At 50.6% G+C, this 13938-nt stretch carries 13 protein-coding genes and 1 pseudogene; 1 reads left to right on the forward strand and 13 read right to left on the reverse strand.

All coding sequences use genetic code 11. The features are described 5' to 3' along the window. Positions 1-100: 100 nt before the first annotated feature. From scfB to ftsH, 5 genes and pseudogenes are all read right to left on the reverse strand, one after another. Positions 101-1458 (reverse strand): annotated as a pseudogene (gene scfB, locus DXA93_RS03635) (thioether cross-link-forming SCIFF peptide maturase). A gap of 116 nt (positions 1459-1574) precedes the next feature. Beyond that, the gene (gene scfA / locus DXA93_RS03640; protein WP_022461131.1) at positions 1575-1715 is read right to left on the reverse strand and encodes a six-cysteine ranthipeptide SCIFF; all 141 of its coding nucleotides are present in this window, start codon (positions 1713-1715) and stop codon (positions 1575-1577) included. Between the two features lie 134 nt (positions 1716-1849). Further along, positions 1850-2242, reverse strand: coding sequence for a TIGR04086 family membrane protein (locus tag DXA93_RS17720; protein ID WP_158554962.1), 393 nt, complete (start codon positions 2240-2242; stop codon positions 1850-1852). Between the two features lie 61 nt (positions 2243-2303). Then, positions 2304-4001, reverse strand: coding sequence for a hypothetical protein (locus DXA93_RS17725; RefSeq protein WP_158565830.1), 1698 nt, complete (start codon positions 3999-4001; stop codon positions 2304-2306). A 220-nt stretch (positions 4002-4221) separates the two neighbouring features. Next, complete coding sequence (gene ftsH / locus DXA93_RS03650; protein ID WP_055219468.1) at positions 4222-6081, reverse strand: ATP-dependent zinc metalloprotease FtsH; 1860 nt, start codon at positions 6079-6081, stop codon at positions 4222-4224. Positions 6082-6333: 252 nt separating this feature from the next. On the opposite strand from ftsH, the gene DXA93_RS03655 reads away from it, so the two are divergent. After that, entirely contained in the window at positions 6334-7227 is an 894-nt protein-coding gene (locus DXA93_RS03655) for an RluA family pseudouridine synthase (RefSeq protein WP_330427239.1), read from the forward strand. A 113-nt stretch (positions 7228-7340) separates the two neighbouring features. Here the strand turns inward: DXA93_RS03655 and DXA93_RS03660 are convergent, their stop codons facing one another. From DXA93_RS03660 to truA, 8 genes are all read right to left on the reverse strand, one after another. Further along, a complete protein-coding gene (locus DXA93_RS03660) occupies positions 7341-7841 on the reverse strand; it encodes a heme-degrading domain-containing protein (RefSeq protein ID WP_022461366.1) in 501 nt (166 codons plus the stop codon). A 191-nt stretch (positions 7842-8032) separates the two neighbouring features. Continuing rightward, positions 8033-8827 (reverse strand): RnfABCDGE type electron transport complex subunit B, encoded by a 795-nt coding sequence (locus DXA93_RS03665; protein ID WP_117509259.1) that lies wholly within the window; start codon positions 8825-8827, stop codon positions 8033-8035. 13 nt (positions 8828-8840) lie between these two features. Continuing rightward, entirely contained in the window at positions 8841-9416 is a 576-nt protein-coding gene (rsxA, locus tag DXA93_RS03670; protein WP_022461368.1) for an electron transport complex subunit RsxA, read from the reverse strand. Next, the gene (gene rsxE, locus DXA93_RS03675) at positions 9413-10117 is read right to left on the reverse strand and encodes an electron transport complex subunit RsxE (RefSeq protein ID WP_022461369.1); all 705 of its coding nucleotides are present in this window, start codon (positions 10115-10117) and stop codon (positions 9413-9415) included. Before rsxE ends, rsxA begins: the two co-directional genes overlap by 4 nt. Then, positions 10114-10752: an FMN-binding protein gene (locus DXA93_RS03680; protein ID WP_118640217.1), complete on the reverse strand. Its 639-nt coding sequence runs from the start codon at positions 10750-10752 to the stop codon at positions 10114-10116. Before DXA93_RS03680 ends, rsxE begins: the two co-directional genes overlap by 4 nt. Further along, complete coding sequence (locus DXA93_RS03685) at positions 10749-11705, reverse strand: RnfABCDGE type electron transport complex subunit D (protein ID WP_118659610.1); 957 nt, start codon at positions 11703-11705, stop codon at positions 10749-10751. The genes DXA93_RS03680 and DXA93_RS03685 overlap by 4 nt, the downstream gene beginning before the upstream one ends. Before the next feature lie 13 nt (positions 11706-11718). Further along, positions 11719-13047 carry an electron transport complex subunit RsxC gene (gene rsxC, locus DXA93_RS03690; RefSeq protein ID WP_119207743.1) on the reverse strand — a complete coding sequence of 443 codons (1329 nt, stop codon included), beginning with the start codon at positions 13045-13047 and terminating at the stop codon, positions 11719-11721. A gap of 104 nt (positions 13048-13151) precedes the next feature. Continuing rightward, a complete protein-coding gene (gene truA / locus DXA93_RS03695; RefSeq protein WP_117509425.1) occupies positions 13152-13889 on the reverse strand; it encodes a tRNA pseudouridine(38-40) synthase TruA in 738 nt (245 codons plus the stop codon). Positions 13890-13938 lie beyond the last annotated feature (49 nt).

Raw genomic sequence — 13938 nt, forward strand, 5'->3', positions numbered from 1 at the left:
TGATCATCGTCCATCCAAGAAGCACTGTTACAATGGCTGCCAGGACGAGTGCGATGATACTCTGTTTCTTCTTCATCATGTCGCGATTTTCCTCTTTTCTTTAATCTTCGGCCAGAGCTGCCTTTATCATCAATGCACACTCGATCCGTTTCTGCTGCATCTTGCATCCGATCTCGTAAACATCGTTGATCTTACCTGTGAAATTGTAGGAGTTTGCCGCGCATCCGCCGCTGCAGTAGAACCGTGCAAAGCACTGGCTGCACTCCTTCTTGGAATAAACGTTGCATTTTTTGAATTCGTTGACAGTTTCTGTCTTTTTCACGCCTTCGTAAACATTTCCGAGGCAGAAATCTTCCTGTCCTACGAACTGGTGGCACGGATAGAAATCGCCCCACGGTGTTACCGCAAGGTACTCGGTTCCGGAACCGCAGCCGGAAAGACGTTTATAAACACATGGTCCGCCGGTCAGATCGATCATAAAGTGGAAGAAATTGAAGCCTCTTCCCTCTTTTTCTCTCTTGATCATCTCTCTTGCCAGAATGTCGTACTGTTCGAAGATCACCGGAAGGTCTTCCTCACGGATCGCATAGTCCTCGGTCGGAGGCGCTACAACAGGCTCAACCGAGATCTGCTTGAAGCCGAGGTCTGCCAGATGGAGAACATCAGCTGCAAAGTCTGTGTTGTAATGCGTGAAGGTTCCGCGCACATAGTATTTATCCTGATGACGAAGCTCAGCGAATTTCTGGAATTTCGGCACGATCAGATCGTAGCTTCCGGCACCTTTGCGGAACGGACGCATGTGATCGTGAACTTCTTTTCTTCCGTCGATACTTAATACGACGTTGCCCATCTCTTTATTGCAGAACTCCATGACCTCGTCGTTTAAGAGAACACCGTTGGTGGTCAGGGTGAAACGGAAGTTCTTGTTATGTAACTTCTCCTGTTCTCTTCCGTAGGCTACGAGCTGTTTTACAACATCCCAGTTCATCAGCGGTTCACCGCCGAAGAAATCTACCTCGAGGTTTCTTCTGCTGCCGGAGTTTGCGATCAGGAAATCAAGCGCTTTTTTGCCGACTTCCAGGGACATCAGTGCACGTCTTCCGTGATACTCGCCCTCTTCTGCGAAGCAGTAACGACAGGCAAGGTTACAGTCGTGTGCAATGTGGAGGCAGAGTGCTTTTACGACGGTCGGACGGTTGGAAACTGATCAATTGCGTTTTCGTAAATGTCTTTTGTAAAGAGCATGCCGTTATCTGTAAGTTCCTGAATTTCTTCTCTGGCTTCGGTGATGTCCTGCTCGGCATATTTACTGCTAAGCGCCTCTGCTGCCTCTTCTGCATTTTTTCCTTCGTTCATGCAGGAAAGGACATCGTATACGCAGTCATCCACAACATGGACGGAGCCGCTGTTGACGTCCAGCACCATGTTGAAGCCATTGCTTTTATATAAATGTATCACTGTGGTATTCCTTTCTATAACTCTCTCTTTTTTTGATGTGCCTGGCAAAAAGAATGTTCCCAAATCCGGCGAAACCGGTTCTGGGAACACCTTTTACTCGTCCTTATGGATTACTTTTACTTATGCTCGCAGCTCTGGTTGCCTACGGTGCAAGAAGTCTTACATGCGGACTGGCAGGATGTCTGGCACTCACCGCATCCACCTTTTTTTACAGTGTTCTGTAAGCTTTTTGTATTTAAAGTTTTGATGTGTTTCATGGCACATTCCTCCTTCATTGTAGTTGACGCGCGACTTTTTTTATAGTCTTCGGCCATTAGCTCTTCCCATTATAGCATAGGTTTTTCAAATTTAAAAGTCTGTTTTTTGAAAAAATGTTCTGTTTTGTCCGCTTTTATCTGCCGTGTGCCGTCATTCCGCCTGCCATTCCGCCGACGGCACAGACTGCTGCCGCCCACAGAAGTCTTCCGGCTCCGGCAAATCCGCCCGGCAGGAAGACTGCGGAGACGATGATCAGAATGGCAAAATACACGATTCCAAAGCAGATGCCCCAGAGAAACCGCCGTTTTCCCGCCATGTTTCCTGCCATTCTTCCGCCGGAAAAGCTTGATGCCAGATAGATCACCACAATGCCCGCCTGCACCCAGCTTTCCTTCCAGGAAAATTTCCAGAGCAGGAAAGACAGCAGCAAAAGAAGAAGCACCGAGATCAGATAGGAAACGAGAAGAGCCTTCAGCCAGCTGATCCCGCTGCCCGCACCCACCGCCCATGTTTTCTTTTCTTCCATAAGAAAAAGCCCTCCCATACTGTAAATGTATGGAATGGCTTTTCCGGATATGCCTGTTTCTTTATTTTTCGTCAAACGGATGATTCTTTTTGAATTCCAGCCATGCGGCCATGCTCTTTGCGCGTTTCGCCTGCATCTGAAGGAATGCCATGCAGAACATAACGGCTGCAGAAAGTGCGGAGCTGATCGCCAGCGGAAGCACCATCGTCTCATCGCCGGTGTTGACCGGGATGCTGCGGATGCTTACAGTGGTCTGTGTCTTCTTCTGCGGAATCTTTGTGCTTCCGGTATTGGAATTGGAAGAGCTGTTGTTACTGCTGCTCTTCGACGGTGTGGCTGTCGGAGTCGGAGTGGATGTCTTATTCGTTCCGTAGTTGTCCGGTCCTACAAGGATCGTTCCTGCGGCACGCAGCGTACTTACGTCATCGGCTGCACTTGCTGTCATTTCACCTGCACTCAGGTTGGATTTCTGCTCTGCAGCTGCAAGCAGTTCATGCTCGCCTTCGTCCGCCGTCTCAGCTTCTGCTGTTTCCGTCTGCTCCTCTGATACAAGGCTTCTGGACAGACTTACTGCCACCGGCTGGATCAAAAGAGAGACATTGGAGATCAGATAGCCGTCTTCTGTGCTGTCCGTACCGGATGGATTGGAAATTTCATCGAAATTTTTTACGGTTTCGTTTTCTTTCTGAATTTCATCTTTTACAAGGTCATCCAGATTTTCATCCTGTTTCCACTGGTCCGATGATGCATCATTTCCCGTTCCGTTCTGGTTATCCTGGTTTGTATCGTCCTGGTTTGTATCATCTGCTGCAGGATCGTCTTTTGCTGTATCATCCGGGGCAGGTGTCACGGTTGGATCTTCTGCCGGAGTTTCCGGATTCTCCGGATTTTCACTGTCATCGGTATTCTCGCCCGGTGCTGTCGTCGGAGTTACTTCCGGCGTTACGGTCGGTTCCGCATCCGGTGTCGGCGCTGCCGTTGGTGTATCCCCTGTATCTTCTCCGTTGTCCGCATCCGGTGTCGGAGTTGCCGTTGGTTCCTCCGCCGGCGTTACGGTCGGCTCTGCGTCCGGCGTTTCCGTCGGTTCTGCGTCCGGGGTCACCGTTGGTTCTGCGGTCGGCTCTGCATCCGGCGTTTCCGTCGGACCCGGAGTTGGTGTTACGGTATCTTCTGCCGCATCCGGTGCCGGAGACTCGCCTGGCGCAAGCGTTGGTGTTTCCGAAACCGTTTCTTTTGCTTTTTCTGCTGCCAGAACAGCCTCATATCCGGCTTCTGTCACCACGATTTCATCTGCCGCAAAAACGGTATCTGTTACTCTTCCCCTGAAGTCTGTTTTCTGCTGTTTCTTTCGATACGTTTCCAGCTCTTTTTCATCCATTCCGACGAATACCAGATATTTTTCTGCTGCTTCCTCCGCTGCCGTTTTGCTGGTATCTGCAGCAGTGTTTTTTTCGGTTGTTTTCCCGTCCGCCTGCAGTTCTGCCGCTGCAACTGCAAGAAGCTCCTGTGCTTTTTCCACGGTTTTTACTGCTGTCTCTGCCGTTGTACCGTCTGCCGTATCATCGCCGGTTTTCAGATTCACATAAACGGCTGCCCGTTTTGTCTCTGTACCGTTCTCCGTTCCGGAGACAGTTTCGTTCTGTACTGCGCTTTTTTCCGTTCCTGCCGATGCGCTGGCACGGAGCGGAACTGCATCGGAAAATACCAGTGTGCCCGCAAGGACAGCACCCATCACTTTCCATGCCTGTTTTTTCTTCATTGCGTTTCTCCTTATGTTCTCTTGGTCTATCTTAAAAAAATCTGTCTTTTTGTGTCATAATTTCGCATTACAGCATTATAGCACAAGAAAGAATCCCGCGCAAGGCTGAAGTCGCCTTGAAACGCGGGATTCGTGAATCACTTTCTTACGCAGTGAAACAGCAAGTGTTTCACTGCTGGGTGAACAGTAACGCGGGATTCTCATCTGCTTTTATCGCTTTTTAGTTTGTTTCCATTCTCGTTGTCGTGAGCTGATCCGGGGATAAATTCAGGATTTCCATAAACTCATCACCTGTGATTGTCTCTTTCTCATACAGATATTTTGCCAGCTCGTGGAGTTTCGGCATGTTATCTTTTAAGAGCTGCTCTGCTTTGTCGTACTGTTTTCTGACTGCTGCAACAACCTTCTCATCAATCTGTGCTGCTGTCGATTCGGAGCATGCCAGGGAAGTGTCACCGCCGAGGTACTGGTTCGTTACCGTCTCAAATGCAACCATACCAAATTCCTCGTTCATACCGAAGCGGGTGATCATGGATCTTGCCACCTTCGTTGCCTGCTCGATATCGTTCGAAGCACCTGTCGTGATGGAATGGAACACCAGATCCTCTGCCACACGGCCGCCGGTCAGGGTTGCAATCTTGTTTTCCAGCTCTTCGCGGCTCATCAGGTTGTGCTCATCTTCATCCACCTGCATCGTATAGCCGAGGGCGCCGGACGTACGCGGGATAATGGTGATCTTCGTAACCGGAGCGGAATGGCTCTGCAGTGCTGCGACGAGTGCATGGCCGACCTCGTGGTAGGAAACGATCAGTTTCTCTTTGTCGGTCATGATCTTATTCTTCTTCTGGTATCCGGCGATGACAACCTCAACGCTCTCCTCCAGATCCGCCTGGGTGACGAATTTTCTTCCATCACGGACGGCACGGAGTGCTGCCTCGTTGATCATATTGGCAAGTTCTGCACCAGAAGCACCGGATGCCATACGTGCGATCGCATTGTAATCGACATTGTCGCCCACGCGGATGTTTTTCGCATGGACTTTCAGGATTTCCTCACGGCCTTTTAAGTCAGGCAGTTCAACCGGCACACGGCGGTCGAAACGGCCCGGACGAAGAAGTGCCGGGTCCAGGGAATCCGGACGGTTCGTCGCTGCCAGAATGACAACGCCTTTCTTTCCATCGAATCCATCCATCTCGGCAAGCAGCTGGTTCAGGGTCTGCTCACGCTCGTCGTTTCCGGAGAATCCGCCGCCGTCACGTTTTTTGCCGACGGTATCGATCTCATCGATAAAGACGATACACGGTGCTTTCTCATTTGCCTGCTGGAACAGGTCACGCACCTTCGCAGCTCCCATGCCGACGAACATCTCGACAAACTCAGAACCGGAAATGGAGAAGAACGGAACATTTGCCTCTCCGGCTACTGCCTTTGCAAGCAGCGTTTTACCGGTTCCTGGAGGGCCGACAAGCAGTGCTCCTTTCGGCATTTTTGCACCAATTTCTTCATATTTTTTGGGATTATGCAGGAAGTCAACAATCTCCTGTAAAATTTCTTTTGCCTCATCCTCTCCGGCAACATCTGCAAATTTAATGCCGGTTTCGGACTGTACATAAACCTTGGCGTTGCTCTTTCCAAAGCTCATCGCATTTCCCATGCCGCCCATCATCTTGCTCGTCATGCGTTTCATCAGCCACTGTCCGAGCGCAACCATCACAACGATCGGTATTACCCATGTTAAAAGAAATTCCATGAGTGGCGACATCTGCTCTATGATCGGCGTTCCGAATTCGGTAATACCTGCCTCATATAAACGATCTACCAGCTTGTAATCATTCATCACACCCGTCTTATAATAATTCGCCGGGCTTGATTTGTCGCTGAAAATAATCTCATTTGACTGGATCTGGACTTCGCTGATTTCGTTGTTATCTACCATCTGCAAAAATTTTCCGTAATCAACTTCTGTTACTTTTGGCTCGAGAAGTCTCGGGAAAAGCAGAAGATTTAACAGCAGAATGACGATCAGCGCAATCACATAATAAAAAATTATGGGTTTTTTCGGTTTTTGCACCTGTTTCATCTGTATCCCCTCCTGTTTCTTGATTTTCTTTCTTTTTTAGTAGCATAAACTTTTCTTTCGCTAAAATCAATCAAATTCTGACATTTCATGAAACTTTTATACTTTTTTATATTTTCGCTATAGAAAGGTAAGTTTCTTGCTTTTCCATCTGTTTTCGGCTATACTTGCGAAAGACTGGGAAAGTCTCTTTTTGAAATTTTGCCCGAAATGACGGGGTTCATTCGATAAAAAAGCTATAGAAACGGAGGTTTTGTGTATGGGACACAGGTTTACATATGTGGTTTCGCCGGAGGAGGAACGGGAAAATCTGACTGTGGAATGGTTTCTCCGCCGGCATGGATATTCGCGCCATATTATTACGGGCTAAAACGCACAGAGGACGGCATTTTCCGAAACGGCGTCCGCGCCTGGACGAGCCAGGCCGTGCACGCCGGGGATGTGATCGAAACGCACCTTGTCGAAACAGAACCCTCCGACGGAATTCTGCCGCGGCCGGTTCCGTTTTCGGTTGTGTATGAGGATGACGACATCCTCGTTGTGGATAAACCCGCTGATACGCCGATTCATCCGTCGATTGGAAATTATGAAAATACGCTGGCAAACGGCATTGCATGGTATTTTGAACAGAAAGGTGAACCCTTCGTCTACCGCTGCATCAACCGCCTCGACCGCGACACCACCGGCCTTATCGTGCTCGCCAAGCACGCCTTAAGCGCCGCCGTCCTCTCCCAGGCCATGCGCTCCCGCGAAATCCACCGCACGTATCAGGCCTTCGCCCTCGGCGAAACCGCTGCATCCGGCACCATCGACGCACCGATCGCCCGCCTCAACGGCTCCCTCATCCAGCGCACCGTCGACTTTGCCTCCGGCGAGCGCTCCGTAACCCATTACCGCACCCTCGCGCACTGCTCCGTTTTCTCCCACCTCGAACTCAATCTCGAAACCGGCCGCACCCACCAGATCCGCGTCCACATGGCTTACATCGGCCATCCGCTGCTCGGCGATACCCTCTACAACAAAACTCCCGGCACTTTCCCCCGCCAGGCACTTCACTCTGCATCGCTCTCCTTCGTCCATCCGATCACCGGAGAACCCTTAAACTTCCACGCACCACTGCCGGAAGATATGCAAAACCTGCTGACATAAACCAACCCCCGTGAGTTGCCGCTCACGGGGGTTTTGTTGTCCCTGATGGAACTGTCATGTCTTTTTGCCGGTGACATTGTATCATACACAAAATTTAGTTTCAATCATCATTTTCATACAGTTCTGATTCTCGGTACTTCATCGATATGCAAATATTTGCTGATGCATTTCACAATCACATCATGATCCGAAACCTGTCCCATGCCGGACACTGCTACGGTTGCCACAACGCCGACTTCTTCCACGCAGATCGGAAAACCTCCGCCCAGCATTGCGTATTCCTTCGGGTCCAGTACCATCTGTTTTACGCTCTCCGGCGCATTCGTCGCTGCCATGTAGAGTTGCAGCGAACTCCGCTCCGTCAGAAGCACCGAATTGCTCTTCCGTCTCATCAGCTCCACATTGTGCGGCGTAATGCCGTTATCACAATACTGGAATACAACTTCCCCGTTGCTTCTGCGGATCATGATGCCAACCTGTGCTCCGCGCCGTCTTGCCTCCATCAGGATCATCGTTCCCAGTTCCCATGCGTCTGCATTTGTAAAATGCGTAAACTGCAGAATATCCTCCTGCATATCGAGCACTTTCATCAGTTCATCCATTGTCATTGTCATACTTTTGCCCCGTCCTTTCTGCCATTTTATATTTTTTTAGCTTTTTGCCCCTCGTTTTCTGACTTTCAGTTTATCATTTTCCCAAATTCAAGTCAAGCCAGCCACCACCGGCATTGGCTAACACGATATCACCGAAAAGCAAAAATTCCACGCCGCAGAAGTTCCCTCCCACAGCATGGAATTTCTCATTTTTATTTTTCTACCATAATACACTTCCGCGGGCAGTTCTCCGCGCAGAGGCCGCAGCCTGTACATTTTGCCGGGTCGATCTCCGCGCGCTGGTCCACAACGTGAATTGCATCCGACGGGCAGTTCTTCTCGCACTTCTTACATCCGATACAGCCGATCTCACACGCTGCCATCACCGCCTTGCCCTTCTCGGTTGAGCGGCATTTCACCGTGATCCTCTGCTCATACGGAATCAGGTCGATCAGATTTCTCGGACAGGCCTTCACGCAGGCACCGCATGCCTTGCACGCTTCGCCGTCCACAACGGCAATGCCGTTTTCAATATGGATCGCATCAAACTTACATGCCTTCACGCAGTTTCCAAAACCAAGACATCCGTTTCCGCAGCTCTTCGGACCGCCGCCCGGTACAAAACCAGCGTAGGAGCAGTCCCTTGCACCCGTGTATTCATACTTGTTCTTTGCCACGTCACACGTACCGGCGCACCGTACCACTGCTTTTCTGCGCTCCTGTGCTCCGGCTTCCTGTCCCATAATGGCACCGATCGCTGCCGCAACCGGCGCTCCGCCGACCGGACAGACCGAAATCGGGGCTTCACCCTTTACCACTGCAGCCGCCGCTCCGTCACAGCCCGGGTAACCACAGCCGCCGCAGTTGTTGCCCGGCAGCGCTTCACGGACCTTCGTCTCGCGCTCGTCCACTTCCACATAAAACTTCTTTCCGGCAATTCCAAGGAGAATACCAATCAAAAGGCCGGTTCCACCCACCATCAGGGTGGCTGCTAAAATACCATTCATCTCTTCATCCCTCCTAGATCATTCCGGAAAATCCCATAAATGCCATTGACATCAGCATAGCCGTAAGAAGAACGATCGGCATTCCTTTGAATGACTCCGGGATATCGTTGTACTCCATCTTTTCCCGCAGGCCGGCCATCAGCACCATGGCAATTGTAAAGCCGATTGCGGTTGCCAGACCGTAAACCGTACCCTGCAGAATCGTGTAATCCTTCTGTACGTTGATGAGTGCCACACCGAGTACCGCGCAGTTTGTTGTAATCAGCGGAAGGTAAACGCCGAGCGCTCGGTACAGAGACGGAATCGTCTTTTTCAGGAACATCTCAACGAGCTGTACCAGCGCCGCGATGACAAGAATGAAAACGATCGTTTTCAGATAATCAAGTTCTGCCGGTGCCAGGATAAATTTGTAAATCAGACTTGTCACAAATGAAGAAATCGTGAGGACAAAAATAACCGCTCCGCCCATGCCGGCCGCCGTATCCATCTTTTTGGAAACACCGAGGAAAGCACAGATGCCGAGGAACTGGCTTAAGACAACGTTATTGACCAGCGCCGCACCGATCGCAATTAAAATCAGTTCTTTCATTTCGCTTCCTCCTTTCCTTTCACAGCCTGGCAGTATGCCTTATTGGCGCATGCCATACAGCCGGTCTCTTCTGCCGGGACTGCCGGTTTTCCGGTTTTCTCTGACTTCTGGCGTTTGATGCGGTTCTGCACCGCAACGAGCATTGCCAGCACAAGGAATGCACCCGGCGCCATGATGAAGATGTTGACCGGCTCGTAAGCACTCGGCATTACCTGGATACCGAACAGGGTTCCGGCTCCGATCAGCTCACGAAACATACCGATCAGGGTCAGGCCGACGGTAAATCCAAGGCCCATGCCGATACCATCAAATAAAGACGGGATCGGACCATGTTTTCCAGCATATGCCTCGGCGCGTCCCAGGATGATACAGTTTACAACGATCAGCGGGATGTAGATGCCAAGGGCGGAATAGAGTGCCGGAATAAAACCTTCCATCAAAAATTCCACGATGGTTACAAACGATGCCACAACAACGATGTATGCTGGCATACGCACGCCGTCCGGGATGATTTTCCGAAGCAGGGAAATCATCAGGTTGGAGGCGGTCAGGATGACCATCGTCGCAAGGCCCATGCCGATACCGTTCTTTGCAGAAGTGGTAACCGCAAGCGTCGGACACATACCCAGCATCATGACGAAGGTCGGGTTTTCTTTTATGATACCATTATAAAGCCGTTCCAGCGGCGTATCTTTTCTCATGAGTTCCCTCCCTCTCCGGAAAGCAGACCGGATTCGTTGCAGTAGTTAAAACAGCAGATTCCTGCATTGACACCGTTTGTTACAGCGTTCGTTGTCAGAGTTGCTCCGCTCAGCGCATCGATTTCATCATCCGCGGATGCGCCGGATTTTGTGTAGGAGAATGCTTCTACGTTTTTATCCTTGAACTGATTCTTGAAATCGTCTGTGTCGGCACGCATACCAAGGCCGGCCGTCTCGGAAAGTGACAGGAAAGAGATTCCTTTTGTCGTTCCGTCCGATGCAATTCCCATCGAGAACTGCATGCCGCCGCCATAGCCTTCGGTTGTGGAGATGATCTCAACCAGGCCGATCGTCGCGCCGGATGCGTCTTTTGCAAGCAGCAGTTCGTCAATCGTCTGTGCTTCAAAACCGTGGCCGATCAGTGCTGCCGTAAGCTCTGCCTGTTGTGCATCGCTCATTGTTACTTCTTCAAAGGAAGCTGCCTCCGGGAATACGTTCTGACAGGATTCCTGTTTTTCTTTTTCCTGCTGTTTCTGGATCGGCTCTAAGGTTACCTGGTGGGCCGCACCGAGAAGCAGGCCGGCAATCAGCGTAATCGCCGCAAGAATCAGTGCGTTTTTTATAATTTTGTTCATGCTTTTTTCTTGCCTCCTCTTCCGAATCCAACCGGCACGGTCACGCGCTCAATGAGCGGAACCAGAAGGTTGGTAAAGATGATGGCATAGGAAACGCCCTCTGCCGAATTTCCAAAGATACGGAATACGCCAGTCAGAAGTCCTAAAATGACCGCGTAGATATACTGTCCCTTCTTTGTGATCGGGCGGGTAACGTAATCGGTTGCCATGAACCATGCGCCGAGCATCAGACCACCGCCAAAAAGATGCGCGCCAAGGAAGTTGATATCAAAACCGTGGCCGCCGAAAATCAGGGCAAATAAAAGCTCTGTTCCGATGTAGATGAGCGGAATATTGAGGTCAATCACATGAATGCAGACAAGGAAAATGCCGCCAATCAGAAGGGCCAGTGCGGAAGTCTCACCGATCGTTCCGGCCGTATTCCCAAGGAACATGGACAGCAGATTCACCTGCTCTCCTGCTTTTGCTGCGGCGAGCGGTGTCGCACCGGATACAGTATCCACGAGGTGTGCGGCTGCCGGGGCAGCGAAGTTTGTCATATGACCCGGGAAGGAAATCAAAAGGAAACATCTTCCTGCAAGCGCCGGGTTCATGATGTTCTGGCCAAGACCGCCGAAAAGCTGTTTTACAACGAGAATTGCAAACACACCACCGATCACCGGCATCCAAAGAGGTGCCTGCACCGGCATGTTCATGGCCAGCAGAAGACCAGTTACCAGTGCACTGCCGTCGGCAATCGTCACCGGTTTCTTCATTCCTTTTTCATACAGATATTCCGTCAGGGGACAGACTGCCATCGAAATCACAATCAAAAGCAGTGCCCGAAGGCCGAAATTCCAGATTCCCACGCAGACTGCCGGGGCAAGGGCAAGCAGGACGGCAAACATGATTTTATCCGTCGTTACCTTGGACCGTGCGTGCGGGGAAGATGATACGTGTAATAATCCATTCATATGTAAGGTCCCCCTATTTCTTCTTTCTCTTTGCCAGAAGCACTTTACGCATTGAGCTGATTTCCTGCGTCAGCGGACGTCTTGCCGGGCAGATAAAGGAACAACAGCCACATTCACAGCACTCCATTCCGCCGTATTTCAGGAACTTCTCTTCCTCTCCGTGCTCCGCAAAAACGGAAAGGCGGGCCGGAAGAATCTGACCCGGACAGACGGAAACGCAGCGTCCGCAGTTGATGCAGGCAGATGGTGCCAGCGCAGATACTTCATCCTCGGTGAGGCAGGTCAGTGCAGATGTTGTCTTGGTTACAGGAACCTCCATTGTAAACAGGGCTTTTCCCATCATCGGACCGCCGCAGATGATCTTGGATGCCTCGTTTTTCAGACCACCTGCCTGCTCTAAAAGTTCGGATAAGAGCATGCCGACCGGCACTTCAAAGTTGCACGGATTCTGTACGGCATCTCCTGTCACGGTAACGATACGGCTCATCAGCGGTTCGCCGAAGCGGACTGCCTGGTAAATAGCGGTTACGGTGTCGATGTTGTCCACGATACAGCCCGCGTCCGCCGGCAGCATGGAGGAATTTACCTTTCGTCCCGTTGCTGCATAGATCAGCATACGCTCGGCACCCTGCGGGTATTTCGTTTTAAGCTCCAGAACCTCAATGTTATCCTCCGGAAGCACCAGCTCACGGAACTTCGCGATACAGTCCGGTTTGTTGTCCTCAATGCAGATGATTCCCTTTGCTTTCGGGAACATATGCAGCATGATTTTTAAGCCTCCGATCACCTTTTCCGGCTCCTCGAGCATTCTGCGGTAGTCGCTCGTCAGATACGGCTCACACTCTGCTCCATTGACGAGAATGTGGTCAATCGCTGACGGATCTTTCGGGGATACCTTGACGTGTGTCGGAAAGCCTGCACCTCCCATTCCCACGATTCCGGCCTCTTTGATCTTGTTCCGGATCGTATCTGCGTCGAGTTTTTCCCAGTGCGGGCACTCCTCAAATGTTTCTTTTTCATACAGCCCGTCGTTCTCCACAACGATACAGTCTACCGGGGAACCGGCTGCGGAAACTTTTTTCTCAATTCCTTTTACCGTGCCGGAAACCGATGCGTAAACAGGAGCCGAAACAAATCCTCCCGCTTCTGCGATTTTCTGTCCCTCTTTTACATGGTCGCCTTTTTGTACGGTCGGCACAGCAGGCGCTCCGATGTGCTGTGACACTGCGTAATACAATAAGTTGCCCGGCTGCGCTTTGACAATCGGTTTGTCCTTGGAGAGCTCTTTTCCCTCGTACGGGTGAACGCCGCCATGAAAAGTATTTCTTTTCTTCTGAAACATGCTTTTCACCTCATCCTTTCTCTTTTCTATGCTGCATTTATCAATTCACAGCCTTTTTTCGGTTTTTTTATGACAAAACTGGTGCATTGCCCTGATTATTTCGGTTATTCATATCGGACTTCTTTTAACAGGAGTCCGCATGCCGGTGCAAGAAAACCCGCACTTTCGCGGTTTTTTGCTTTGAGAAGCTCCATCATTGATGCGATATCCCGTTTTCCCATCCCGGCCTCCACAAGTGTTCCGGTCAGGATCCGCACCATGTGGTACAGAAAACCGGTTCCGGTATAGGAAATGATAAGAATCCCGTCTTTCTCGCAGAAATCAATTCCGGTAATCGTCCGTACTGTCGATTTTTTCATACGTTTGTTGGCACAGAAGCTCCTGAAATCATACGTTCCGATAAACGCTTTCGATGCTTCTTTCATTTTTTCCACATCGAGCGGTGCTTCCGGAAAATACACGTATTTCCGCTCGAAAACATGCTTTCTGCCATCGATCACGATACGGTATTCGTATGTTTTGTCCACCGCATTCAGACGGCTGTGGAAGCGCTCCGGCATCCGCGCGAGGCTGGTAACTTCGATGTCTTCCGGCAGATAATGGTTGATTGTCTGCAGAAGTTCTTCATCGGATAGATCCGTATGGAACTTTGCATTTGCGACCTGTCCCGCCGCATGGACGCCGGCATCGGTTCTGCCCGCGCCGTGGATCTCCACCGGCTCTCCTGCGATCCTGGACAGCAGCGTTTCGAGCTTGCCCTGAATCGTGTTGTCCGTATTTCCCTGCTTCTGCCAGCCGTTATAGCGCGTGCCATCGTACTGCAGGATCATTTTATAATTCATCTTTTTCTTCCTTTCAAATCATTTTTCTCCAGAAATGGGCTTTTCAGAA

This window comes from Blautia sp. OF09-25XD, assembly GCF_003482095.1.
GTDB lineage: Bacteria > Bacillota > Clostridia > Lachnospirales > Lachnospiraceae > Fusicatenibacter > Fusicatenibacter saccharivorans.

What these genes read in the sequence shown, in the direction of transcription:
- scfA (WP_022461131.1), bottom strand. Translation starts at nt 1,715, where the DNA reads ATGAAACACATCAAAACTTTAAATACAAAAAGCTTACAGAACACTGTA.
- DXA93_RS17720 (WP_158554962.1), bottom strand. Translation starts at nt 2,242, where the DNA reads ATGGAAGAAAAGAAAACATGGGCGGTGGGTGCGGGCAGCGGGATCAGC.
- DXA93_RS17725 (WP_158565830.1), bottom strand. Translation starts at nt 4,001, where the DNA reads ATGAAGAAAAAACAGGCATGGAAAGTGATGGGTGCTGTCCTTGCGGGC.
- ftsH (WP_055219468.1), bottom strand. Translation starts at nt 6,081, where the DNA reads ATGAAACAGGTGCAAAAACCGAAAAAACCCATAATTTTTTATTATGTG.
- DXA93_RS03660 (WP_022461366.1), bottom strand. Translation starts at nt 7,841, where the DNA reads ATGACAATGACAATGGATGAACTGATGAAAGTGCTCGATATGCAGGAG.
- DXA93_RS03665 (WP_117509259.1), bottom strand. Translation starts at nt 8,827, where the DNA reads ATGAATGGTATTTTAGCAGCCACCCTGATGGTGGGTGGAACCGGCCTT.
- rsxA (WP_022461368.1), bottom strand. Translation starts at nt 9,416, where the DNA reads ATGAAAGAACTGATTTTAATTGCGATCGGTGCGGCGCTGGTCAATAAC.
- rsxE (WP_022461369.1), bottom strand. Translation starts at nt 10,117, where the DNA reads ATGAGAAAAGATACGCCGCTGGAACGGCTTTATAATGGTATCATAAAA.
- DXA93_RS03680 (WP_118640217.1), bottom strand. Translation starts at nt 10,752, where the DNA reads ATGAACAAAATTATAAAAAACGCACTGATTCTTGCGGCGATTACGCTG.
- DXA93_RS03685 (WP_118659610.1), bottom strand. Translation starts at nt 11,705, where the DNA reads ATGAATGGATTATTACACGTATCATCTTCCCCGCACGCACGGTCCAAG.
- rsxC (WP_119207743.1), bottom strand. Translation starts at nt 13,047, where the DNA reads ATGTTTCAGAAGAAAAGAAATACTTTTCATGGCGGCGTTCACCCGTAC.
- truA (WP_117509425.1), bottom strand. Translation starts at nt 13,889, where the DNA reads ATGAATTATAAAATGATCCTGCAGTACGATGGCACGCGCTATAACGGC.